This is a genomic window from Neisseria chenwenguii (genome assembly GCF_002216145.1).
Taxonomy (GTDB): domain Bacteria; phylum Pseudomonadota; class Gammaproteobacteria; order Burkholderiales; family Neisseriaceae; genus Neisseria; species Neisseria chenwenguii.
In genome coordinates, this window is the sequence record NZ_CP022278.1 from 1504169 (window position 1) to 1525643 (window position 21475).

At 51.6% G+C, this 21475-nt stretch carries 19 protein-coding genes; 15 read left to right on the plus strand and 4 right to left on the minus strand.

The annotated features are described in order from the left end of the window. Positions 1-258 precede the first annotated feature (258 nt). Positions 259-1461: a cell division protein FtsZ gene (gene ftsZ / locus BG910_RS07435; RefSeq protein ID WP_089036292.1), complete on the plus strand. Its 1203-nt coding sequence runs from the start codon at positions 259-261 to the stop codon at positions 1459-1461. A 410-nt stretch (positions 1462-1871) separates the two neighbouring features. After that, positions 1872-2915 (plus strand): 3-deoxy-7-phosphoheptulonate synthase AroG, encoded by a 1044-nt coding sequence (gene aroG, locus BG910_RS07440; RefSeq protein ID WP_089036293.1) that lies wholly within the window; start codon positions 1872-1874, stop codon positions 2913-2915. Between the two features lie 168 nt (positions 2916-3083). Here the strand turns inward: aroG and BG910_RS07445 are convergent, their stop codons facing one another. The 3 genes from BG910_RS07445 to BG910_RS07455 all read right to left on the minus strand — a co-directional run bounded on the left by BG910_RS07445 (position 3084) and on the right by BG910_RS07455 (position 8958). After that, on the minus strand, positions 3084-5108 hold the full coding sequence (locus BG910_RS07445) for an OPT family oligopeptide transporter (RefSeq protein ID WP_089036294.1): 2025 nt from the start codon (positions 5106-5108) through the stop codon (positions 3084-3086). A gap of 531 nt (positions 5109-5639) precedes the next feature. Then, the gene (locus BG910_RS07450) at positions 5640-6383 is read right to left on the minus strand and encodes a class I SAM-dependent methyltransferase (RefSeq protein WP_089036295.1); all 744 of its coding nucleotides are present in this window, start codon (positions 6381-6383) and stop codon (positions 5640-5642) included. A gap of 253 nt (positions 6384-6636) precedes the next feature. Next, positions 6637-8958, minus strand: a complete 2322-nt coding sequence (locus tag BG910_RS07455; RefSeq protein ID WP_089036296.1) for a FimV/HubP family polar landmark protein — start codon at positions 8956-8958, stop codon at positions 6637-6639. Between the two features lie 307 nt (positions 8959-9265). Between BG910_RS07455 and BG910_RS07460 the strand changes: the two genes are divergently transcribed. From BG910_RS07460 to BG910_RS07475, 4 genes are read left to right on the plus strand one after another with little or no spacing between them, the layout of a single operon-like run. Next, the gene (locus BG910_RS07460) at positions 9266-9799 is read left to right on the plus strand and encodes a septation protein A (protein ID WP_089036297.1); all 534 of its coding nucleotides are present in this window, start codon (positions 9266-9268) and stop codon (positions 9797-9799) included. A 2-nt stretch (positions 9800-9801) separates the two neighbouring features. Further along, positions 9802-10092 (plus strand): YciI family protein, encoded by a 291-nt coding sequence (locus tag BG910_RS07465; RefSeq protein WP_089036298.1) that lies wholly within the window; start codon positions 9802-9804, stop codon positions 10090-10092. Continuing rightward, a complete protein-coding gene (locus BG910_RS07470) occupies positions 10092-10361 on the plus strand; it encodes a BolA family protein (protein ID WP_089036299.1) in 270 nt (89 codons plus the stop codon). Before BG910_RS07465 ends, BG910_RS07470 begins: the two co-directional genes overlap by 1 nt. A gap of 21 nt (positions 10362-10382) precedes the next feature. Next, complete coding sequence (locus BG910_RS07475; protein WP_089036300.1) at positions 10383-11255, plus strand: peptidylprolyl isomerase; 873 nt, start codon at positions 10383-10385, stop codon at positions 11253-11255. A gap of 171 nt (positions 11256-11426) precedes the next feature. On the opposite strand, the gene rfaQ is transcribed toward BG910_RS07475, so the two are convergent. Further along, complete coding sequence (rfaQ, locus tag BG910_RS07480; RefSeq protein WP_089036301.1) at positions 11427-12497, minus strand: putative lipopolysaccharide heptosyltransferase III; 1071 nt, start codon at positions 12495-12497, stop codon at positions 11427-11429. A 511-nt stretch (positions 12498-13008) separates the two neighbouring features. Between rfaQ and pilB the strand changes: the two genes are divergently transcribed. The 9 genes from pilB (at position 13009) to BG910_RS07530 (ending at position 21467) form a co-directional block, all read left to right on the plus strand. Further along, positions 13009-14688, plus strand: coding sequence for a type IV-A pilus assembly ATPase PilB (gene pilB / locus BG910_RS07485; RefSeq protein WP_089036302.1), 1680 nt, complete (start codon positions 13009-13011; stop codon positions 14686-14688). A gap of 70 nt (positions 14689-14758) precedes the next feature. After that, the gene (locus BG910_RS07490) at positions 14759-16000 is read left to right on the plus strand and encodes a type II secretion system F family protein (RefSeq protein WP_089036303.1); all 1242 of its coding nucleotides are present in this window, start codon (positions 14759-14761) and stop codon (positions 15998-16000) included. 1 nt (position 16001) lies between these two features. Beyond that, positions 16002-16865: a prepilin peptidase gene (locus tag BG910_RS07495; RefSeq protein WP_089036304.1), complete on the plus strand. Its 864-nt coding sequence runs from the start codon at positions 16002-16004 to the stop codon at positions 16863-16865. Position 16866: 1 nt separating this feature from the next. Next, complete coding sequence (gene coaE, locus BG910_RS07500) at positions 16867-17481, plus strand: dephospho-CoA kinase (protein ID WP_089036305.1); 615 nt, start codon at positions 16867-16869, stop codon at positions 17479-17481. A 13-nt stretch (positions 17482-17494) separates the two neighbouring features. Beyond that, positions 17495-17680, plus strand: a complete 186-nt coding sequence (yacG, locus tag BG910_RS07505) for a DNA gyrase inhibitor YacG (protein WP_089036306.1) — start codon at positions 17495-17497, stop codon at positions 17678-17680. Between the two features lie 284 nt (positions 17681-17964). Further along, complete coding sequence (locus tag BG910_RS12565; RefSeq protein WP_198344769.1) at positions 17965-19455, plus strand: hypothetical protein; 1491 nt, start codon at positions 17965-17967, stop codon at positions 19453-19455. A gap of 29 nt (positions 19456-19484) precedes the next feature. Continuing rightward, a complete protein-coding gene (locus tag BG910_RS07520) occupies positions 19485-19817 on the plus strand; it encodes a GtrA family protein (protein WP_157694050.1) in 333 nt (110 codons plus the stop codon). 7 nt (positions 19818-19824) lie between these two features. Beyond that, positions 19825-20763, plus strand: a complete 939-nt coding sequence (locus BG910_RS07525) for a glycosyltransferase family 2 protein (RefSeq protein ID WP_089036309.1) — start codon at positions 19825-19827, stop codon at positions 20761-20763. Beyond that, positions 20754-21467: a class I SAM-dependent methyltransferase gene (locus tag BG910_RS07530; RefSeq protein ID WP_089036310.1), complete on the plus strand. Its 714-nt coding sequence runs from the start codon at positions 20754-20756 to the stop codon at positions 21465-21467. The genes BG910_RS07525 and BG910_RS07530 overlap by 10 nt, the downstream gene beginning before the upstream one ends. Positions 21468-21475 lie beyond the last annotated feature (8 nt).

Here is a 21475-nt window from a genome sequence, read left to right on the forward strand (position 1 = left end):
GACGGTTTAAAAAGCTCTGAATCGGCTTATGGGTATTTTTCGAGACATCATGTCATCCGGAAATACGGGCTTGGCGGATTCGGAGCTTTTTTGCAAATGTAAAAACTGTATTTTTTTTGTTAATAAATGCAGCAACGGCGTGTTGCAGCCGTCTTCTTTGCAAGAAGTGTTTTGCCAGCAGTCTGATACTTCTTTATAATGCGCAGTAATTTATTTTGTTTTTTAGACCGGCTCAAAAGGGCGCGGGGGAGTATTTGAATGGAATTTGTTTACGATGTAGCCGAGTCAGCCGCAAGCCCTGCGGTCATTAAAGTAATCGGTTTGGGCGGCGGCGGTTGCAACGCAATTAACAACATGATTGAAAACACCATTCAGGGTGTCGAATTCATCAGTGCCAATACCGATGCGCAGGCATTGGGCAAAAGCAATGCAACCAAACGTATCCAACTGGGCACTAATCTGACCCGCGGTTTGGGCGCGGGCGCGAATCCTGAAATCGGCCGTGCCGCCGCGCATGAAGACCGCGAAGCCATTGAGGATGCCATCCGCGGCGCGAATATGCTGTTCATTACCACCGGCATGGGCGGCGGTACGGGTACCGGTGCGGCGCCTGTTGTTGCTGAAGTAGCCAAAGAAATGGGCATCTTAACCGTAGCCGTCGTTACCCGTCCGTTTGGTTACGAAGGCAAACGCGTCCACATTGCCCAAGAAGGCTTGGAGCAGTTGAAAGGTCAAGTGGATTCACTGATTGTGATTCCGAATGACAAACTCTTCATCAATGAAGACGTTACCATGCGCGAAGCTTTCCGCATGGCAGACAACGTATTGCGCGATGCGGTAGCCGGTATTTCCGAAGTCGTTACCCGCCCGGGTTTCATCAACTTGGACTTTGCCGACGTGAAAAACGTGATGAGCATCAAAGGCATGGCCATGATGGGTTCCGGTTATGCGCAAGGTATCGACCGAGCCCGCTTGGCAACCGAGCAGGCGATTTCCAGCCCGCTGCTGGACGATGTGACTCTGGATGGCGCGCGCGGCGTATTGGTCAACATCACAACCGCTCCTGACTGCTTGAAAATGTCGGAATACCGCGAAATCATGAAAGTTGTTAATGAAAACGCTCATCCCGATGCGGAATGCAAATACGGTACGGCTGAAGATGACAGTATGACCGAAGACGCCATCCGCGTAACCATCATTGCTACCGGTTTGAAAGAAAATGGCAGTGCCCTGCAAATGCGTGCCGCTGCGCGTGCGCAGCAAATGGCGAGCGGTCGTGATGATGCGGGTTACAGCGCGCAGCAGCAACATCAAAGCAGCAGCGTTGACGGCTTGGTACGTTCCGGCCGCGGCACACGCAGCATGAATCTGACTGCATCCGATTTCAGCAACCAGTCTGTTTTGGATGATTTCGAGATTCCGGCTATTCTTCGCCGCCAGCATTCTGCCGATAAGAAATAAGTTGTAGAAATACGCAGGCCGTCTGAAAAGTTTTCAGACGGCCTGATTGTTTTGAAACGAGGGCGACGGATAAAAAAAGCAGGAATACAATTAAAAAAGTGCGGGGAATGCAATAAGAAAGCAAAGGGAGGACAGAAAAGATGAAACCAGTCTTCCGAAATGTTTCAGACGGCATCCGGCAATGAAACCGTATTCAAACAGGTGTGAACAACTGATCTCCTCTGAACCGGTGCAATAAAAATAAGTTTGAAATTTTATTCCAAAAATAAAAAAATATAAAAATTTTAAATCCATAAAAACCGTATAAAGAAGTTTATTGAAATGAAATTGCAAAAATCTTTCAGAAAAACTTGTTAATGTTTTGCAAAGCCGTTACCCTGTGTCCATCTGTTTTGAGAAAGCAAAAAAAAATGAACCGACTCTATCAAACCGATGATGTAAAAATCAAAGCCGTAACCGAGCTTCTTCCACCGATTGCCCATTTGTACGAACTGCCAATCAGTGACGAAGCCGCCGAGCTTGTCCACCAAACCCGCAAAGAAATCGCCGATTTGGTACACGGCAGGGACAACCGCCTGCTGGTTATCATCGGCCCGTGTTCCATCCACGACCCGAAAGCCGCGCTGGAATACGCCGAGCGCCTGCTGCCTCTGCGCAAAAAATACGGAAAAGAGCTGCTGATTGTGATGCGCGTTTATTTCGAGAAACCGCGCACCACCGTCGGCTGGAAAGGTCTGATTAACGACCCGCATCTTGACGGCTCGTTCGACATCAACTTCGGCCTGCGTCAAGCCCGCCGTCTGCTGCTGACGCTGAACAACATGGGCATGCCCGCGTCCACCGAGTTTCTCGACATGATTACCCCGCAGTATTACGCCGACCTGATTTCATGGGGCGCAATCGGCGCGCGCACGACCGAAAGCCAGGTTCACCGCGAGCTGGCCAGCGGTTTGTCCTGCCCGGTCGGCTTTAAAAACGGTACCGACGGTAACTTTAAAATCGCCATCGACGCCATCGGTGCCGCCAGCCATCCGCACCATTTCCTTTCCGTGACCAAAAGCGGCCATTCCGCCATTGTCCATACCAGTGGCAATCCCGATTGCCATATGATTCTGCGCGGCGGCAAAGAGCCGAATTACAGCACGGAACACGTTAAAGCAGCGTCCGAACAGCTTGAAAAAGCCAGCCTGACGCCGAAAGTCATGGTTGATTTCAGCCACGCTAACAGCCGCAAAGATTTCAGACGGCAGATGGAAGTGGCCGAAGATGTTGCCGCACAAATCAAAAACGGCGAAAACAACATCATGGGCGTAATGGTAGAAAGCCATTTGGTCGAAGGCCGTCAAGACAAACCCGAAACCTACGGCCAAAGTATTACCGACGCCTGCATCGGCTGGGAAACCACTGAAACCATGCTCGAGCTTTTAGCCGAAGCCAACCGCGTGCGTGTCTAAGATTGAGATGAGCAAAGGCCGTCTGAAATTTCAGACGGCCTTTTTTGGTTCAGATTTCCAGACGGCCTGATTTATAGTTAATCCCCCCGATTTGGGTACCGCTTCAAAGCAAATCGGTCGTATGGAGCCGTAGGGCCGGGTTATCCAAAAGTGTTCTTCAAATCAGGTTTATTTACTATAACGACCCGCTTTCAAAACCCGTTTTGCAAACCACACCGCGCCGGTAATGAAAAACGCCAAGCCCAGCCATTTGGCGGCGGTGTCCCAGTTTTCCAAATTCAGGGCGAGCGGGGCGTCGGAACCGCCGTTGGTTACGGAAAGGGCGATGATGAAGGCCATCACTACGCCGACGAGGCTTTCTCCGACAATCAGGCCGGCGGAAAACAGCGTGCCGATGCGGTCGGCGTTTTTCAGACGGCCTTCGCGGTTTTGCGGGTTGTGGCTGATGAGGTGTTTGACTACGGTGGCCAAAACCGCGCCGACGACAATCGGCATGTTTACGGACGGCGGCAGGTAGATGCCCATGCCGACGGCAAGTACGGGCAGGCTGAGTTTGGCGCCGGAAGATTTTTTCAATACGAAGTCCACGATAATCAGCGCAACGCCGATGGCGATGCCGATAAAGATGTAGTCCCATTGCAGGTTGTGGTCGAAAATGCCGCTGGCGATGGTGGTCATCAGCGTGGCCTGTGGCGCGGCGAGCGCTTGGGATGCGTCCATGTTTTCGCGCGGCATCGCGCCGGTGAAGCCGTAGGCTTGGTAGAGCAGCTCAAGAACGGGCGAAATCACCAGCGCGCCGACGATACAGCCGATAATCAGCGCGACCTGCTGCCGCCACGGCGTGGCTTTGACCAGATAGCCTGTTTTCAAATCCTGCAGGTTGTCGTTGGAAATCGAGGCGACCGAAATCACCGCCGAACCGCTGAATAACGTCAGCGCCAGCAGGAATTTGCGGTTGGCTTCGTCGGCAAACAGGCCGGAAGATTCGCCAACCAGCAGCAATACCAGCGAAATCATGACAACCGACACAATGCCGATGCCGGAAATCGGGCTAGACGATGAACCGACCAAACCTGCCATATAACCGCAGGCGGCGGCAACGAGAAAACCGATAACCGAAGCCAGCAGTGTGCAGACAATCACCAACGTCCACGCGATGCCGCCTGAAAGGTGGGAATCGGCAACAAATTGGGAGAAGATTACGCCCAGCACCAGCATCATGCCCAGCGTCCACAAAATCATCGCTTTAGGCGACAAATCCTGCGACACGCGTTCGATGTTTTCCTCACCGCCGCCGCCCAGCGCGCGGAACGACAGGCGTATCCCTTCGGCCATCGGTTTGAGCAGGGTAATCAGCGTCCAAACCGCCGCGATGCCGATGGTGCCCGCGCCGATAAAGCGTACTTTTTCTTTCCAAAGCTGCATGGCAAACGCCGTCATATCCGCATCGGCAGGCTGCGGAATCACCGACGAAAGATACGGTACCGCGCCGCCCCAAGCGATGAAAATGCCGACCAGAATCGCGATGCCGCCGGTGAGGCCGACCAGATAGCCAGCCCCCAAAAGTGCCAGCGAAAAGCCCATCGGAATTTGGAAAATGGCCGCGCCGCTCTTAAACCAATAGCCTGCGCTGTCGGCCGCGATGCGCAGGCCGTTGGTACAGAAACTGACCACTCCCGCCAGCAAACCGCCGGCCGCAATTTCCCTGATGCCGCTGCCGCCCTGCCAAGTGCCGGTTTCCTCATGGCTGCCGACTTTCAGGATCTCCGCCGCCGCCACGCCTTCGGGGTAGGGTAGTTCGCTTTTTACCACCATCGCATAGCGCAGCGGAATGGTGAAAATCACACCCAAAATCCCGCCTGCCATACAGACAAGCGTGGTCTGCCAAAACGGAAAACCGTTCCAATAGCCCGCCATCAGGAGGCCGGGCAGCACGAAAATAATGGTCGAAAGCGTACCCGCCGACGAGGCTTGGGTCTGCACCATATTGTTTTCCAAAATATTCGCGCCTTTGAAAAACTTCAAAACCGCCATCGAAATCACCGCCGCCGGAATCGACGAGGCAAACGTCAGCCCGACTTTCAGGCCGAGATAGACGTTGGATGCGGTAAACACCACGGTAATCAGCGCGCCGAGTATCATCCCGCGCAGGGTAAGCTCGCGGTAATCCGCGTAGGGGTCGTGGGGATTCATGCTGTTGCCCTTGTCTTAATCACAGTCTGCATAGTGTAAGCATGGCAAGAAAATGTCAAGTTTGGTTGAAAAACGAAAATATAATATTCGGGTAAGACGGTTTGAGGCCGTCTGAAAGAATGAAAATGCTGTTTGGGCAAGAAGTATTTTTTCAGACGGCCTCAAACCGTTGCAAAAATCAGAAACATCCACTTAAAGGCCGTCTGAAACGGTTAATTCCCTAGCGGGCGTCATTCCCGCGCAGGCGGGAATCCACGGTTAAAAACAGCCAATATCTTGTTTTAACACAGTTTCAGAAAATCAAACGTGGATTCCCGCCTGCGCGGGAATGACGTCCGTGAAAATGTTTGCGCTGGGCAGTCGAAGTTCTTGCACTGAGCGTAGTCGAAGTGTCAGACGACCGTTTTATTTTGGGTTTTCTACAAAGATTCCGGCTTGTAATGTTCGTAAAACCAAACAGGCCGTCTGAAAACCTGTTTCAAGATTTTCAGACGGCCTGTTTGGCAGATGGCTGTATCGTCGTTTTCCGACTCAAGCATTTTCGGGCAGATAAACGTCAAAGCGCGTGCTTTTGCCGGAATATTGGTAGGCGGGTTTTTCGCCGTTGAGAAATTCGCCGAGGCGCGGGCGTTTGACGACGATGCGCTTTTTGGCGACAGCGCGGGCGGTGGCGAGCAGTTCGGCTTCGTACTGCGCGGCGCCGATGAGGTCGTGGAAGTAGGCCATTTCTTTTTTGACGGCGGCGGATTTTTGCCTCTCGGGGTACATCGGATCGAGGTAAACCACGTCGGGGCGGCTGTTTTGCGCGGCTAATGCGGGCATGATGACACAGGCGTCGCCGAAATGGAGGGAGATGCGCGCGGCGGTTTCGGCGGTGTCGCCGCATTGCAGGGCGCGGTTGAGGCCGTCTGAAAGCAGGCAGGCGGCGGCGGGATTTTGCTCGAAGGTGTGTACCGTCAGCCCCAGCGAGGCGAGGACGAAGCTGTCGCGCCCCAAGCCGCCGGTGGCGTCCCAAACGGTCGGTTCGGCGGTATGGTTGACGGCTTTGGCAATCAGTTCGCCGCCGCCTTTGGTGCGCCGGTATTGCGCGGCGCCGCCGGTAAAATCAACGCGCACGCGGCCTTTTTCGCCGGCTTTGCATAGGCTGATGCCGTCTGAATCCGCCAGCAGGTAACTGCCCGATGCGGGCACTTGGGGCGCGGCGGCAAGACCGAAGGTTTCGGCGGTTTGGCGCAGGGATTCGGGTGCGGTGTCGGTAAAGTAAATCAGGGTCATATTTTCAGACGGCCTTTGCGGACAATAAATATATTTGATACCAGCCAGATTGGCTGCTTCGGGTACGGTTTATGCTGTACGTGGTTGGTCGGGATGGAGGTAACTTTTAAGCCCGCCGCTTTTACTTTGCATGTAAAGTAAAAGCCGGATTTTCAGTCTGTTTCGGGATGGAGAATTTCCTTGAGTGTACTAAAAAATAAAGAGATGCCGTCTGAAAACAGAAACGGCATCTCTTCCATCTTTGCTAAAAAACTCAAGCGTTGATTTCGTTTAACAGGCTTTTGGCTTTAGCCGAAATGTCCCCCTCGGATTCTTCCAGCAGCTCTTGCAGTGTTTCGCGGGCGGCCTGAGGATCGCCGATTTCGACATACATTTTCGCCAGCTCGTACTTGGCCTCCAGAGGAGCGGTCATGCCGACGGATTCGGAGATAAAGCCGGCATCGCTGCTGCCGCTGCTGTCGGCATTGCCGACATCGAGATCGTCCCATTCGATAGTTTCGTCAAGTTGGGCCGTTTGCAGCGGTTGTCCGTCGAATGTGTCGCTGTCGCTTAGGGCGAAGGTGGATGAGGGTTGCGTGGCGAACGGTTCGCTTTCTGCTTCGAAGGCGGTTTCGGCTTTTTCGATTTCGGCTTCAAGGGAATCTGATGCGGCGAAAGCAGTGGCCGGCGTTGCGGCTTCGAAGGTTTCGATTGAAACGGCTTCGGGTTCTGCATCTACGGCAGGCGTTTCTACGGCGGCGGGCCCTGCGTCTGCAAACGGGGTAAATTCCAAAGGCTCGTCGGCAGGTGCGGGCGCTGCTGCTTCGGCTGCTTGGTCGTCGCGGAAGTTCCATGAGCTGTCTTCAACGGAAGCGGGCGCTTGGGTTTCAGACGGCATTGCGGCGGTTTCTGCTGCTTCGGCTTTTTCGTCAAACAGGGTTGATGCCGTCTGAACCGGAGTGCTTACGGCATCGAAACGGGCGTATTGGTTTTCAGGCTCGGGCTCGTAAACGCTTTCGGTCGATTCGACGGTGTCCCAATCAAGGTTGCGGCGTTTTTCGGTTTCTTCGTCGTGGGTAACGGCGCTGGAAAGGATGTCGCCCTGCGTGGTGTCGAGCGTGTTGAGATCGACGCGGATGTCGTCTTGTTTGCCGGTCGGCTCGGTTCGGATGTTGTTGAAGAAGATGTCGTCGTTGAAATCGTCTTCAACGGTCAGGCTGTCGTCTTCTTTTTTGGTTTGCGCAGTTTTTGCGGCGACGGCTGCAGCTGCGGTCGCGACGGCCATTGTGGCGGCGCCGATGGCTGCGGCTGAAGTGGGTTTACTGTCGGTAAACGCGGAATTTCCGGAGAACGCTGATTCGTGTTCGGCGGGCATGACGTTGATTTCATCTTCGTCTTCATCAACCAATGTGGCGGACTTAGGCTCGGCGGCAAAGGCTTCGGGCTCGTCTTTTTTGCGGTTGCCCAAGATTTTGGACAGGACAAACAGGCCGATCAATGCGCCGCCGCCGATGAGCAGCCAGCGCCACATTCCGCTTTCGGATTGCTCTGCTGCGGGCACGGATGCTGCTGAGCTCGCTGCCGGAGATGCGGTTACTGCGGTTTCAGACGGCATGGAAGCAGGGGCTTCGGATGCGGCGGCTGCAGGCGCGGATGCTGCTGCGGTTTGCGCAGGCGCTGAGGCGGCTTGGGTTTGGGCTGCCGGTTGTGTTTTAGAAGCCGTGTTGCCGGTGGATGCTGTCGGTCCGGTTTGGGTTTGAACGGGGGCTTGCGGCTCGGCTTTGGGTTGTGCTACTGCCTGAGCTTGCGTGGCGGAAGCGCCTGCCGACGGGGTTTGCGCCTGAGCCATGGTTTCGGCAGGGATGCGCATGGATGAGGGGCGGCCGGCCAGCCGTTTCAATTCGTTGCCGGTAGGAATATTCAATACTTTGCCTGCCAGCATGAAGTCGGCGTTGTTGTTAACGAAGACTTTCGGGTTGGCATTGACCAAAGCGTGAATGGTCTGCACAACGGTCATGCCCTGAGGGCGGATTTTGGTGGCAATGCCGATTAGGGTTTCGCCTTCCTGTACCAAGTGGCGCTGACCATAAACAATACGGCCCGGCTGCCGTGGTTTTTGCTGCTGGCGGTTTTCTGCCTTGCGGGCATTTTCTGTGCGGGCAGAACGTGTGTCAGGAGCGGCTGTATCGGTATTGTTGTCGGCTGTGTTTTCAACGCGGGTTGCGCGGCGGGTCGAGCCGTCGGATTTGCCGTTGTAGTCGGCAGGGTCGATGATGGCGGTGTATTCGCGCGACTGCGAGCCTACGCCGACTTGGAAAATCAGCACAGGGTCTTGGATGGGTCGGCTGGAACGGATGTTGACGATGGCGTTGTTGCCGGATTTGCGTACGCTGGTATACAGCCCGTTACCGGATACGGAGGCTTTGCCGCCGTTGAGCAGAGCGCGGGCTTCGTCGCCGGTAACGGTAATGCTGCCGGAAAACGGTTCGCCCAGATTCGAACGGACGTTCAAACCGCCCAGACCGGCGGTTGCGCCGAATGATGCGGTTAAGGCGATGGAGGCGGCAATTAGTTTGATTTTATGGTGGCTTTTCAAAATTTGTCCCCTGTGTGAAATTGCATTTATGCTGCAATACTACATGATTAAACTATATATTACGTCATGATATATTCTAAACCCCGCGCTGCCAAGCAAACCGATAAATTAAGTTAAAAAGGTGTGGCAAATTGCTGCTTTATCGCCACTAACTGTATTTTTGCGGGCTTGGGGCGGCGGGAGAGGCTGTCTGAAAACGGGGTGGGCAGACGGCAGGGGAGGGCGCTGGGGCCTGCATGAATGCAGGTGCAAAACTCTGCGCCTGCCTGTATGATTGCAGTTTGTTTGTTTTGTTCCGTATTGTGTTATGAAAATTCTTAGCGACCTGCTTGCCGTTATTCTGTTTTTTGCGACTTATACGCTGACTAAAAACATGATTTACGCGACGGCCGTGGCTTTGGTCATCGGCGTGCTTCAGGCGGCCTTTACTTATTGGAAACATAAAAAGCTGGATACGATGCAGTGGGTCGGCCTGGTTTTGATTGTGGTGTTGGGCGGAGCGACGATTCTGCTGAAAGACAAACACTTTATTATGTGGAAGCCGACGGCGCTGTTTTGGATCGGGGCGCTGGTGCTGCTGGGCAGTCATTTGGCAGGTAAAAACGGTTTGAAAGCGACGATGGGCAAGGAAGTGGAACTGCCGGATGCGGTTTGGACGAAGCTGACTTATGCCTGGGTGGCGTTTCTGGTTTTTATGGGCATTGCAAATATTGTGGTGTTTCAAAACTTTAGTGAGTCGCAATGGGTGAGCTACAAGCTGTTTGGCTCGACCGGCTTTATGATTGTGTTTTTTATCGGACAGGGTCTGTATTTGAGCAGACATCTGCCTAAGGAGGATTAAAAATGGAATATTTTATGCTTTTGGCGACGGATGGCGAGGATGTGCATGAGGCGCGTATGGCCGCCCGTCCGGCGCATTTGAAGCGTTTGGAGGCTTTGCAGGCAGAAGGCCGTCTGATTACGGCGGGGCCGAATCCGATGCCGGACAATCCCGAGCGCGTTTCCGGCAGCCTGATTGTGGCGCAGTTTGAATCGCTGGACGCAGCGCAGGCTTGGGCGGAAGCGGATCCTTATGTGGACGCGGGCGTTTATGAGGAAGTGTTGATCAAGCCTTTTAAAGCGGTGTTTAAATAATGGATATGCGCCAAACGATTGAAGGTCGTCTGAAAACGCTGTCACCGCAAGTATTTGAGTTTCGCGACGACAGCCATCTTCATGTCGGTCATGCGGGCAATAAAGGCGGCGGGCATTATGCGGTTTTGGTGGTCAGCAATTCGTTTGCCGGTGTCGGCCGCGTCGAGCGCCAGCGCATGGTAAAGAATTTGTTGCAGGACTTGTTTTCAGACGGCCTGATACACGCTTTGAGCATCAAGGCGCTGACGCACGGCGAATATTTTAAATAATACATTTGTATCGAGGGAATCATGAATAAAACGTATATCACAGCCGCTGTGTCGGCGGCATTGCTTTCGGGCGGGTTGTTTGCACAGGCTTTAGTTACGGTAAACGGACAGGCGGTGGACAGCAGCGTCATTGATGCCCAAGTCAAGGCCATTCGTGCCGATGATAAAAATGTGCAGGATACGTCTGCTTTGCGCCGAAATCTGATTAACCGCTTGGTGCTCGGCACGGTGGTCGGACAAGAAGCGAAACGCTTGAAACTGGATCAGAGTGCGGAATACAAGAAAACTTTGACTCAGGCGCGTGAGGCGGCGAAAAAAAGCGGTGCGGATAAAAAAGCCGGCTTTCAGGCCGAATGGGGAATGTTTGAAAGCGATTTGCTTGGACAGGCTTACGCAATTCATATCGCCCGCAGCAATCCTGTTCAGGAAAAAGACGTGAAAACGGCTTATGCGGGTTTCGAGAAATTCTATAAAGGCACGCAGGAAGTGCAGCTGGGTGAAATTTCTGCGCGCAGTACCGCTGAGGCGGGTAAGGCTGTTGCTGAATTGGGTACGAAAAAAAGTTTTGCCGAAGTATTTAAAAAATATTCGGCTGACGAGTCGGCTAAAAAGGCGGGCGGTGTTTGGGGGGACTATGTGCCATTGAAGGATTTGCAACAGTCCGCATCACCGATTTATGCGGCTGTTAAAGACTTGAAAAAAGGCGGCTATACTGCCAAGCCGCTGCAAAACGGCCGTTTCCACACGATTTTTTATGTGCTTGACCGCCGCGATATTAAAGTGCCGTCTTATGAACAGGTTAAAAACACCATCAGACGTGATCTCACCGATGCACGGGTGGATGCAGCGGTGCAGTCACTGATGAAAAAAGCAGTGATTAAATCGGCCAAGTAGTTTTGATGTTGATGAGGAAAATGCCGTTGTTTAATGCAACGGCATTTTATTTTGGAATGAGGAGGCCGTCTGATACTTCGATTACGCTCAGTAACCGAGTTTCAGACGGCCTTTGGCGCGGAGGAGAATGCTGCATTGTTTTACGGTTTCGAGGCCGTCTGAAAAACAGGGCTATAAACCTAATTTTTCTTTGGTTTTTTCCCATACAGCTTCCAGCGTAATGGCTTTGAGCAGTCGGGTTTTATCATCGGTATGAATGGAGTCGGGGTGGGGGAGTTCGCTGAAGTCACCCGCCCAAATAACGGTGGCCTTGTCTGAATAAGGGCGCCAGCGATTGACCCAGCTTGGTCCGAACAGGGCGATTTGGGGTTTGTCGAGGGCGGCTGCGATGTGCATGGGAACGGAGTCAACACCGATAAAGAGTTTTGCGCCGTCTATTGCGGCAGCCAGCTCGCGCAGGTTGAGATTGCCGGATAGTGTACAAACATTTGAGCCTGCCGGAATATTTAGGCGCGCCAAGATTTCTGCCAACATTTTTTGTTCGTCTGCACTTGGTGCGGCGGTTAAAACGACGTTTTGCCCATGGTTGAGCAGTAGTTGCACTAGTGCGGCATTTCTGCCGTCTTCCCAACATTTAAACATCCAGCGCGAGCCGGGGTGCATCAAAACGTAATCTTGGCCCTGCCAACCTGCGGCGCGTAGTTTTTCATGCAGGCTGTTTCTGATTTTGGGACTGATTTCCATACGGACGCGGGGTGTGTAATCATCGGGTCGAACGAGGGGCGGTAAAACGGCAAGATGCGCCTCAACGATGTGGTGATCAACGTCTAGCACAGGATTAAGGAAGTCATGCAGTTTTTTCCAGATGATGTTGTTCCGCTTTTTAATGCTGAAGCCGACGGTACATTTGGCGCAAAGTTTGGCAATCAATGCGGCGCGCCATTGATCGGAAAGGTTGAACGCCCAGTCGTAATTTCGGGCTTTGAGTTGGCGGAACAGCGCATATTCATGAAGGAGCCGGGCTTTTGTTCCCAGCTTTTTCCATTGGCGGTCGATAGTAAAAATCTGTGCGAATTGGTTGTTGTCTCGAATAATATCGGCGGTTTCGCTGTAAACCAGCATGTCGATTTCACAATCGGGAAAATGTTGTTTGACCGCATCGGCGACCGGCGTGGTCAGTAAAACATCGCCGTGATGGCGGAGCTTGATAATCAGGATGCGTTTGGGTTGGGAGAGAGACATACTGGATTTTCAGACGGCCTGTTGATGATGAGCGGTATTGTAAGTGGAAAGGACGTGTTGGGAAATATTCTCTTTAATAGGAAGGTTTGGCGGAGTAGGGAGGCCGTCTGAAAAAACGTTGAAAGTTGGTTGATTATAGTGAAATAAAATAAAAAATCTACTTCGTTGGCTGGGGCCGGGCTCAAAGAGGACGATTCACTAAGGCGTTGAAGTGCCAAGTTCATCTGTCCCGTACTACCCGTACTGTCTGCGCCTTGCCGCCTTATATTTTTCTTAATTTATTTCACTATATTTTCAGACAGCCTTAAATCATGAGAAAACGGTTTTTACGCCTCCGGAGGAATGTTTGTGGCGAAATAGTTTCTTTTGAGCCCGGAATTTCAGAAGTCGGTTTGAACCTCAGGCCGCTTGTTTTATAATAGCCGTCCATGCCGAATGAGAGAATGAATAAAATGGTCGAAGCGGCTTTTTTCAGGTAAAAGGCTGAATTAATCAGTTGGGTTGATAGAAAATGAGTGTCGGATTATTGCGCGTTTTGGTGCAGAGCCAAATTATTACCAGCCAGCAGGCTGAGCATTACAACAATGAATTAAAAACGGGTAAAAACGTATTGCAGATGCTGTTTGGCGACAAAATCATCACTGCCAAGGCATTGGGCGAACTGCTTGCCCGTACGTTCAGCTATCCGTTGCTGGATTTTCAGTATTACCCACGCAACAATATTTTGTCGGACATTCTGACGGAAGAGCAGATGGTGCAAAACCGCTGTGTGCCGATTTTCCGCCGTGGTCATAAGGTTTATCTGGCAGTATCCGATCCGACCCAAATCCAGAATTTCCAGAAAATTACCTTTCATTCGGGCGCGACGGTTGATTTGGTTGTGGTTCCCGACGATCAGCTCAGCTCACTTTTGGAATGGCTCGGACAGCGTTCGACCACCATTTTGAAAGAAATGAATCAGGAGCAGGAGGCGGCGCAACCGGCCCAAGCGCTGTATATCGATAATGAAGAGGCGGAAGACGGCCCGATTCCGCGTTTTATCCATAAAACGCTTTCGGATGCTTTGAGCGCGGGTGCTTCGGATATCCATTTCGAGTTTTACGAACAAATGGCGCGGGTGCGTTTCCGTGTGGACGGCGTGTTGCGCGAAGTGGTGCAGCCTCCGGTCGCTGTGCGCGGTCAGTTGGCTTCGCGCATCAAGGTGATGGCGCGTTTGGACATTTCGGAAAAACGTATTCCGCAAGACGGCCGTATTCAAATCGCCTTCCACAAACACGGCCGGCCGATCGACTTCCGTGTCAGCACTCTGCCGACTTTGTTCGGCGAAAAAGTGGTGATGCGTATTTTGAACTCGGATGCGGCATCGCTGAATATCGACCAGCTCGGTTTCGAACCTTTCCAAAAAGAAATGCTGCTGGAGGCGATTCACCGCCCTTACGGCATGGTGTTGGTGACGGGTCCGACCGGTTCGGGTAAAACGGTTTCGCTTTATACCTGTCTGAACATTCTCAATACGGAAGATGTGAATATTTCCACCGCAGAAGACCCTGCGGAAATCAACTTGCCGGGGATTAACCAGGTAAACGTCAACGACAAGCAGGGTTTGACCTTTGCCGCCGCGTTGAAATCATTCCTGCGCCAAGACCCAGACATCATCATGGTGGGTGAGATTCGCGATTTGGAAACTGCGGATATTGCCATTAAAGCCGCGCAAACCGGCCACATGGTGTTTTCAACGCTTCATACCAACAATGCGCCAGCAACCCTGTCGCGTATGCTGAATATGGGTGTTGCGCCGTTTAACATCGCCAGCTCGGTCAGCCTGATTATGGCGCAGCGTCTGCTGCGGCGTTTGTGCCCGAGCTGTAAGAAAGAGGTGGAGCGTCCGCCTGTACCGGCTTTGAAAAAAGCAGGCTTTACCGACGAAGATTTGGCAAAAGACTGGAAGCTGTACCGTCCGGTTGGCTGTGACAGCTGCCGCGGAAAAGGCTTCAAAGGCCGTGCCGGTATTTACGAAGTGATGCCGATTACCGAAGAAATGCAGCGCGTGATTATGAATAACGGCACCGAAGTCGATATTATGAACATGGCTTATCAGGAGGGTATGGTCGATTTGCGTCGCGCCGGTTTGCTCAAAGTTATGCAGGGGCTGACTTCTTTGGAAGAAGTCACCGCAAACACCAACGATTAATTTCAAACAATACAAAACCGAAGCAAGGGGATTGCTTCTCTCACTTTCCAACAAACGCAAGGGGTAACTCATGGCTCAAGCAGGGCAAAAACAAGGGGCGTTCGGCTCGAAAAGTAAAGGCAAACGCTTTACCTTTGAGGGTAAAAATACCAGTACCGAACAATTGGTGCGCGGCGAGGTCGTCGCCAAAGATGAAGAAGAAGCGCGTAAAAAACTCCAGCGCCGCGGCATCAAGCCGATGCGCGTGACCAAAGTCAAAGCAGTCCGCAAGAAACGGATTACCCAAGAAGACATTACCGTCTTTACCCGCCAGCTGGCAACCATGATGAAAGCAGGGCTGCCGCTGATGCAGGCGTTTGAAATCGTCGCGCGCGGCCATTCCAACCCTTCGATGACGCAGATGCTGATGCAGGTGCGCGCCGATGTGGAACAGGGTAGTGCGCTGGGTATTTCGTTTGCCAAATATCCCAAATATTTCGACCGTTTCTATTGCAACTTGGTCTCTGCCGGCGAGGCCGGTGGTGTTTTGGAGGGATTGCTCGATAAGCTCGCGATTTATAAAGAAAAAACGCAAGCTATTAAGAAAAAAGTGAAAACGGCATTGACCTATCCTATTGCCATTGTGGTGGTTGCGGTGGTTTTGATGTTTGTGATGATGATGTTTGTTTTGCCGGCATTTAAAGAAGTGTACGAGGGTATGGGCGCAGAATTGCCGGGACTGACCCAAATCGTGATGAACCTTTCCGATTTGTTTGTCGCGTATGGCTGGATGATGATTGTCGGCATCATTATTGTCGGATTCGGTTTGTTTAAACTGCATGAGAAATCACCGGTGTTTCAGAAAAAAGTAGATGCCGCTTTGCTGAAAATGCCGATTTTCGGCGGGATTGTACGCAAAGCGACGATTGCCCGCTGGGCGCGTACCACCTCGACCCTGTTTGCCGCGGGCGTGCCGTTGGTTGAGGCATTGGATTCCGTTGCAGGCGCAGCAGGTAATATTCTTTACGAAGAAGCAACCCAAGACATCCGCGCTAAAGTGGCGCAGGGTTTGTCGCTGACTTCCAGCATGCAGAGTACCGATTTATTCCCGAATATGGTTCTTCAGATGGCCGCGATTGGCGAGGAATCAGGCTCTTTGGACGATATGCTGAACAAAGCCGCCGAGTTTTACGAAGACGAAGTTGATAACGCCGTGGCGCAGCTTTCTTCAATGATGGAGCCGATTATTATGGTGGTGTTGGGTTCTCTAATCGGTACATTGTTGGTCGCCATGTATCTGCCGCTGTTCAACCTAGGTAATGTAGTAGGCTGATATGGCAGAATATTTCAACGAGTTGGCTGCTTTTGCCATTCCTTTGGCAGCCGTTTTCGGTTTGCTGGTCGGCAGTTTTCTGAATGTTGTGATTTACCGCGTTCCCGTGATGATGGAGCGCGATTGGACGCGGTTTGCCAAAGAGCATTTGCATTTGGACCTGACCGAAGAAGAAAAACAGCCGTTTAATCTGGCCAAACCCGATTCCCGCTGCCCGAAGTGCTATTCGCCCGTCAAGGCTTGGCAAAATATTCCCATCGTCAGCTATATTTTGCTTGGCGGGAAATGCGGCACCTGTAAAACGCCCATCAGCAAGCGTTATCCTTTAATCGAGCTTCTGACTGGTATTTTATTCGCCGCGGTTACATGGCAATACGGCTGGACATGGATTACATTGGGCGGGTTGGTATTAACCGCCATACTGGTGGCGCTGACCTTTATCGACGCCGATACCCAGTATCTGCCCGACCAGCTGACTCTGCCGCTGGTGTGGTTGGGGCTGCTGTTCAATCTTAACGGCGCGTTTGCACCTTTGCACTCTGCCGTATTGGGCGCCGTTTGCGGTTATATGAGCTTGTGGCTGATCGCCAATCTTTACCGCCTGCTCCGCAACCAAGAAGGCATGGGCATGGGCGATTTCAAACTCTTGGCTGCCTTGGGCGCATGGCTGGGTGTGGGCGCTTTGCCGGTGTTGATTCTGATGGCTTCCGTTATCGGATTAACCGGCGCCGTGGTCATGAAAGTCGCTAAAGACCAACAGTTCGCCTTCGGCCCCAGTCTTGCGATTGCCGGTTGGGTGATGTTTATCGCCAACGAGCCGGTTTCCCGTTTGGTACAATGGTGGCTGACAAAATCAGGATTCTGAAATGACCGTATGGATCGGGCTTACGGGCGGCATCGGCAGCGGAAAATCCTCTGTTGCCGCCCGATTTTTCAAACTGGGCGTACCGCACATTGATGCCGACGCCGTCAGCCGCAGCCTGACTGCCGACGGCGGAAAAGCCCTGCCGCTTATCCGCGCCGCCTTTGGTGTCGGGATGTTTGACTCTGAAGGCCGTCTGAACCGTGCCGCATTGCGGGATGAAGTTTTCAGACGGCCTCAGTCTAAAAAAACGCTTGAATCCATCATGTTTCCTCTGATTTTAGAAGAAATCGGAGTGAAGCAGACGCAATATCCGCAGGCCGTTTACGGCATTGTTGACGTACCGCTGTTAATTGAACAGCCGCAGTTTTCGGCGTTGGTCAAACGGGTTTTGGTCATAGACGTGGCAGAAACCGTACAAATCCGCCGCGTACAGCAGCGCAGCGGTTTGGGCGAAAGCGAAATCCGCAGCATCATGGCCACGCAGGCTTCCCGCCGCGACCGCCTGCTTTACGCCGATGATGTTTTGTCCAACGAAGGCAGCGAAGCCGAATTGGCAGAAAAAATCAGCCGTCTGCACAATTTCTACCGCCATGTTTTGAAACTTAATGCCGTCTGAAAAAGGAAACTGCATGAGCCAAGCACTGACCGTCAAATGTCCGACCTGCCAAAAGCCCGTAAAATGGACAGCGGAAAACAAATACCGCCCGTTTTGCTCGCAGCGCTGCAAGCTGATCGATTTGGGTGAATGGGCAGAGGAAAAATACACCGTGGCGGCGGAAGAGGACGACACATTGTCGGAAGTGTTGAAGCATTAGGTTGTTGGAAAAACTGTCGCACTTTGAGGGATAGATGAAAAACAGCGGTTAATCATGTGCAGAATGGCGCGGGATATTCGCTTGCTGTGCTTATGTCGGATTTCGGGAACAGAGAAAGAAATTATAGTACTTGTGGTAAAAGAGACACTTTTCAAGATTGGCATATTGGAAAATACGGTTTTGTTTTTGTAAAAAACTTGTAGTGATTATAATAACGAAACCATCAAATTTTGTAAAAACAAATAAAAATGTATTTAGAGGATAAGAATATACATCGGGGATTGATGGCAACCGTTATGTTGGTAACGGTTGCCTTTCTGTTATACCCAGCCTACCTTCCGATGGCTGATCTGCCGCAACACGCGGTACAAGTGGCGGTGCTGGATGATTTACTCAAAGGCAGAAGCCCGTGGTCGGATATGCTGGTTTTGCATTGGGATACGCCGTATTGGACCACTTATTCGGTATGGCTGTTGCTACACCAGTTTATCGGGATGGCGTGGTCACCAAAAATTGTCGTCATCCTGATTTTACTGTTTTATATGGCTTCGGTACGCTTGGTTCGCCGGGCCTTCAGAGCAAGCCGGCTGACGGATTGGGTGGCTTTGACCTGCTTTTTCGGGTTTGCCTTTCAATGGGGATTTGTCAGTTTTCTTGCCGGTATTCCGGTCGGAATGCTGTTTTTGGCCGCCAATAAATTTTGGCTGGATACCCAAAAGCCAAAGTATCTGTGGATGATCGCTTTTTTAGGTATCTGGTCGTATTACAGCCATGTCCTGACGTTTGCTTTTTTCTGTTTTATTTCCTACGGGATGTTTTTGGTAGATTTCCGCAGGCTGTCTTGGAAACAGCGGGGTATGCTGACGCTCCCGTATCTGCTGTTTGCAGGAATGCTGCTGCGTTATTTGACAAAGCCTAATCCTGAGCCGTTTATGTATTATCCGGAGGGGCGTTGGGAGAATCCGGGTATTTTTCAAAAAACTTCTGAGTTGCTGTTTTATCCGTGGAACATGGGGCAGCTCTTTTATTACGACTTCGCCTGCGCAGCGTTGCTGCTTGCTCCGCCCCTGCTCGGTTACCGGCCGAGCAGAGATGTAAAACGCTATGCCTTATTGCTTGGTAGTCTGGCAATATGGTATGCGCTTCCCCATATTGGTTTTCAGACGGCCTATATCTATCAGCGGTTCGGATTGTTTGTGCCTGTATTCTGGTATTTGGTTTGGCAGCCCCAAGAGGCAGCGGGGCGCAGATATGATATGAAACAGGTAGCTGTGACTGCGTTTGTGTGTGCAGTGGCGGCGCTGATGTTTAAAGTGTACAGCAATAATGTTTTGTTTGATTCTTCCGAGACAGTAAAGGATTTTGACGAAGTTGTCGCAACCATGCCGTCTGAAAAACGGATATTGGGCTTGGGCGAGCCGTTTATGTGGGGAGACGGCAAATTGACATCTTTTGCGGAATATCTGCATTTTGCTCAATGGTATCAGGTGAAAAAGCGCGGTTGGGCGGATTACAGCTTTGCTTCCGCACATGCAATGCCGGTTCGGCTCAAGCTGAAAAAAATGTATCCGGGATATGGCTATAACCGTTTGGTTGATGAGAAAAATCTGACTGAAATACTGGATTGTTCGATTTACAGCTATTTGCTTGTGCGCACCCAAAAAACACCGGGGGAGCTACAACGCCTGCTTGACCGCAACCCCCGCTGCAACAGTGTCAGACTGAATAAGCAGGCGGGGCAGTGGCTGTTGTTTGAAAATCCGGCGGTACAATGAATATCGGGCAAAAATTCAAACATTACAGCATGGTCGGCATCGCCAATACGCTGCTGCATTTTGCGGTATTGGCCGGCCTGGTCACTGTGGCAAAGTGGCCGGTATGGGCAGCCAACCTTTTAGCATTTCTCGCGGCAACAGGGTTTGGTTTTTGGATAAATGCCAAATGGACGTTCAGACAGGTTCCGAAGAAAAAAACTTATCTGGGGTTTGTCTGCATGATGGCTGTTTTAGCAGTGTCAGGTGGTTGGCTGACGGATTTTTTTCAGCTTCACTCTGCATTTGCTTTGGTCATGACGGCAACCGGCAGTTGGCTTTTGGGCTTTTTAGGTTCGAATTTTTTAATCTTCAGGCAAAAATAAAAATAACATGAATATTTCTCTGGTTGTGCCCGTATTCAATGAAGAAGATACGATACCGTTGTTTTATCAGGCTGTAAGGGCGTTTCCGAAACTTCAAGACTACCGCGTGGAAATCGTCTTTATCAATGATGGCAGCAGCGATAAAACAGCGGAGTTGCTGGATATGTTGGCCGCTGCCGACCCGCTGGTCAGGCCACTGCATTTTACCCGTAACTTTGGAAAAGAAGCTGCGTTGTTTGCCGGATTGGAGCATGCGGGCGGGGATGCGGTTATTCCCATGGATGTGGATTTGCAGGATCCGATAGAAGTGATCCCGCTGATGGTGGAAAAGTGGCAGGAAGGGGCGGATATGGTATTGGCCAAGCGGACTGACCGTGCCGATGATTCCTGCTTCAAGCGGTGGAGTGCATCGGCATTTTATAAGATCCACAATAAAATGAGCCGTCTGAAAATCGAAGAAAATGTCGGAGATTTCCGTTTGATTTCGCGGGAAGCATTGCAAAACATTGTCAGCCTGCCGGAGCATAATCTATTTATGAAAGGCGTTTTGTCGTGGGTGGGCGGCAATACCGCTGTGGTCGGGTACAGCCGTCCGCAACGGGTGGTCGGTAAAAGCAAGTTTAACGGCTGGAAACTCTGGAATCTGGCCTTGGAGGGCATTACGGGTTTCTCAACCGTCCCGCTGAGGATTTGGACCTATATCGGGATGCTTTTGGCCGGTTCGGCCTTTTGCTACGGAGCTTGGATTGTCATCCGCACCCTGCTTTTCGGGAGCGATGTCAAAGGTTACCCGTCTTTACTGGTATCGGTCTTGTTTTTAGGCGGTATACAGCTTATCGGTATCGGAATATTGGGCGAATACATCGGCAGGATTTATCAGGAAACGAAAAAGCGTCCCCGCTATCTGCTGAAAAACAAAACGGTTAAGAAAAACGAATGGATTTAAAAGAGAGTGATATTTTAGGCAGCGACATCAGCCGGCACTGGTATTATCGGGCAAAAGCGCGGGCTGTAACCGAACTTTTAAAGGGACAGGATTTTTCGCGCATTTTGGACGTAGGCGCAGGTTCGGCCTTTTTTACGCGCTACCTTTTGGAAAATACAGTCGCACAATCCGCCTGCTGTGTAGACATCAGCTACGGGGCAGACAGAAACGGAACGTATGCGGACAAACCGGTCAGCTTCCGCCGGAATATTGAAACTGCCGATGCAGATTTGGTGCTGATGATGGATGTATTGGAGCATGTTGAAGACGACTTGTCATTGTTGCAGGAATATATCGGAAAAGTGAAAAATGAAGGGGGAGTAAAATTTCTGATTTCCGTACCGGCCTTCCAATTTTTATGGAGCGGACATGATGTGTTTTTAGAACATTGCCGCCGCTATAATCTCCAAGAGTTGGAAAATGTCGTTACAAAGGCAGGTTTGCGCATTATCAAGAGCCATTACGGCTTTGGAACGGTTTTTCCCATTGCCGCCGTAACCCGTATGGCAGGCCGTCTGAAACCGCAACGGGTTGAGTCGCAATTGAAAATCCATCATCCGGCGGTTAACGGATTTTTATCGGCTTTGTGCCGCTTGGATTTGCCGGTTCAGCATCTCAACCGCCTTGCCGGATTAACGGTATTCTGTCTGGCGAAAAAGGATTGACAAAGAGG

Bases quoted from the DNA above. Each gene is read 5' to 3' on its own strand.
- BG910_RS07450 (WP_089036295.1), bottom strand. From the start codon at position 6,383: ATGACCCTGATTTACTTTACCGACACCGCACCCGAATCCCTGCGCCAA.
- BG910_RS07525 (WP_089036309.1), top strand. From the start codon at position 19,825: ATGAATATTTCTCTGGTTGTGCCCGTATTCAATGAAGAAGATACGATA.
- coaE (WP_089036305.1), top strand. From the start codon at position 16,867: ATGACCGTATGGATCGGGCTTACGGGCGGCATCGGCAGCGGAAAATCC.
- aroG (WP_089036293.1), top strand. From the start codon at position 1,872: ATGAACCGACTCTATCAAACCGATGATGTAAAAATCAAAGCCGTAACC.
- ftsZ (WP_089036292.1), top strand. From the start codon at position 259: ATGGAATTTGTTTACGATGTAGCCGAGTCAGCCGCAAGCCCTGCGGTC.
- yacG (WP_089036306.1), top strand. From the start codon at position 17,495: ATGAGCCAAGCACTGACCGTCAAATGTCCGACCTGCCAAAAGCCCGTA.
- BG910_RS07530 (WP_089036310.1), top strand. From the start codon at position 20,754: ATGGATTTAAAAGAGAGTGATATTTTAGGCAGCGACATCAGCCGGCAC.
- BG910_RS07520 (WP_157694050.1), top strand. From the start codon at position 19,485: ATGGTCGGCATCGCCAATACGCTGCTGCATTTTGCGGTATTGGCCGGC.
- pilB (WP_089036302.1), top strand. From the start codon at position 13,009: ATGAGTGTCGGATTATTGCGCGTTTTGGTGCAGAGCCAAATTATTACC.
- rfaQ (WP_089036301.1), bottom strand. From the start codon at position 12,497: ATGTCTCTCTCCCAACCCAAACGCATCCTGATTATCAAGCTCCGCCAT.
- BG910_RS07465 (WP_089036298.1), top strand. From the start codon at position 9,802: ATGGAATATTTTATGCTTTTGGCGACGGATGGCGAGGATGTGCATGAG.
- BG910_RS07445 (WP_089036294.1), bottom strand. From the start codon at position 5,108: ATGAATCCCCACGACCCCTACGCGGATTACCGCGAGCTTACCCTGCGC.
- BG910_RS07470 (WP_089036299.1), top strand. From the start codon at position 10,092: ATGGATATGCGCCAAACGATTGAAGGTCGTCTGAAAACGCTGTCACCG.
- BG910_RS07475 (WP_089036300.1), top strand. From the start codon at position 10,383: ATGAATAAAACGTATATCACAGCCGCTGTGTCGGCGGCATTGCTTTCG.
- BG910_RS07460 (WP_089036297.1), top strand. From the start codon at position 9,266: ATGAAAATTCTTAGCGACCTGCTTGCCGTTATTCTGTTTTTTGCGACT.
- BG910_RS07490 (WP_089036303.1), top strand. From the start codon at position 14,759: ATGGCTCAAGCAGGGCAAAAACAAGGGGCGTTCGGCTCGAAAAGTAAA.
- BG910_RS12565 (WP_198344769.1), top strand. From the start codon at position 17,965: ATGGCAACCGTTATGTTGGTAACGGTTGCCTTTCTGTTATACCCAGCC.
- BG910_RS07495 (WP_089036304.1), top strand. From the start codon at position 16,002: ATGGCAGAATATTTCAACGAGTTGGCTGCTTTTGCCATTCCTTTGGCA.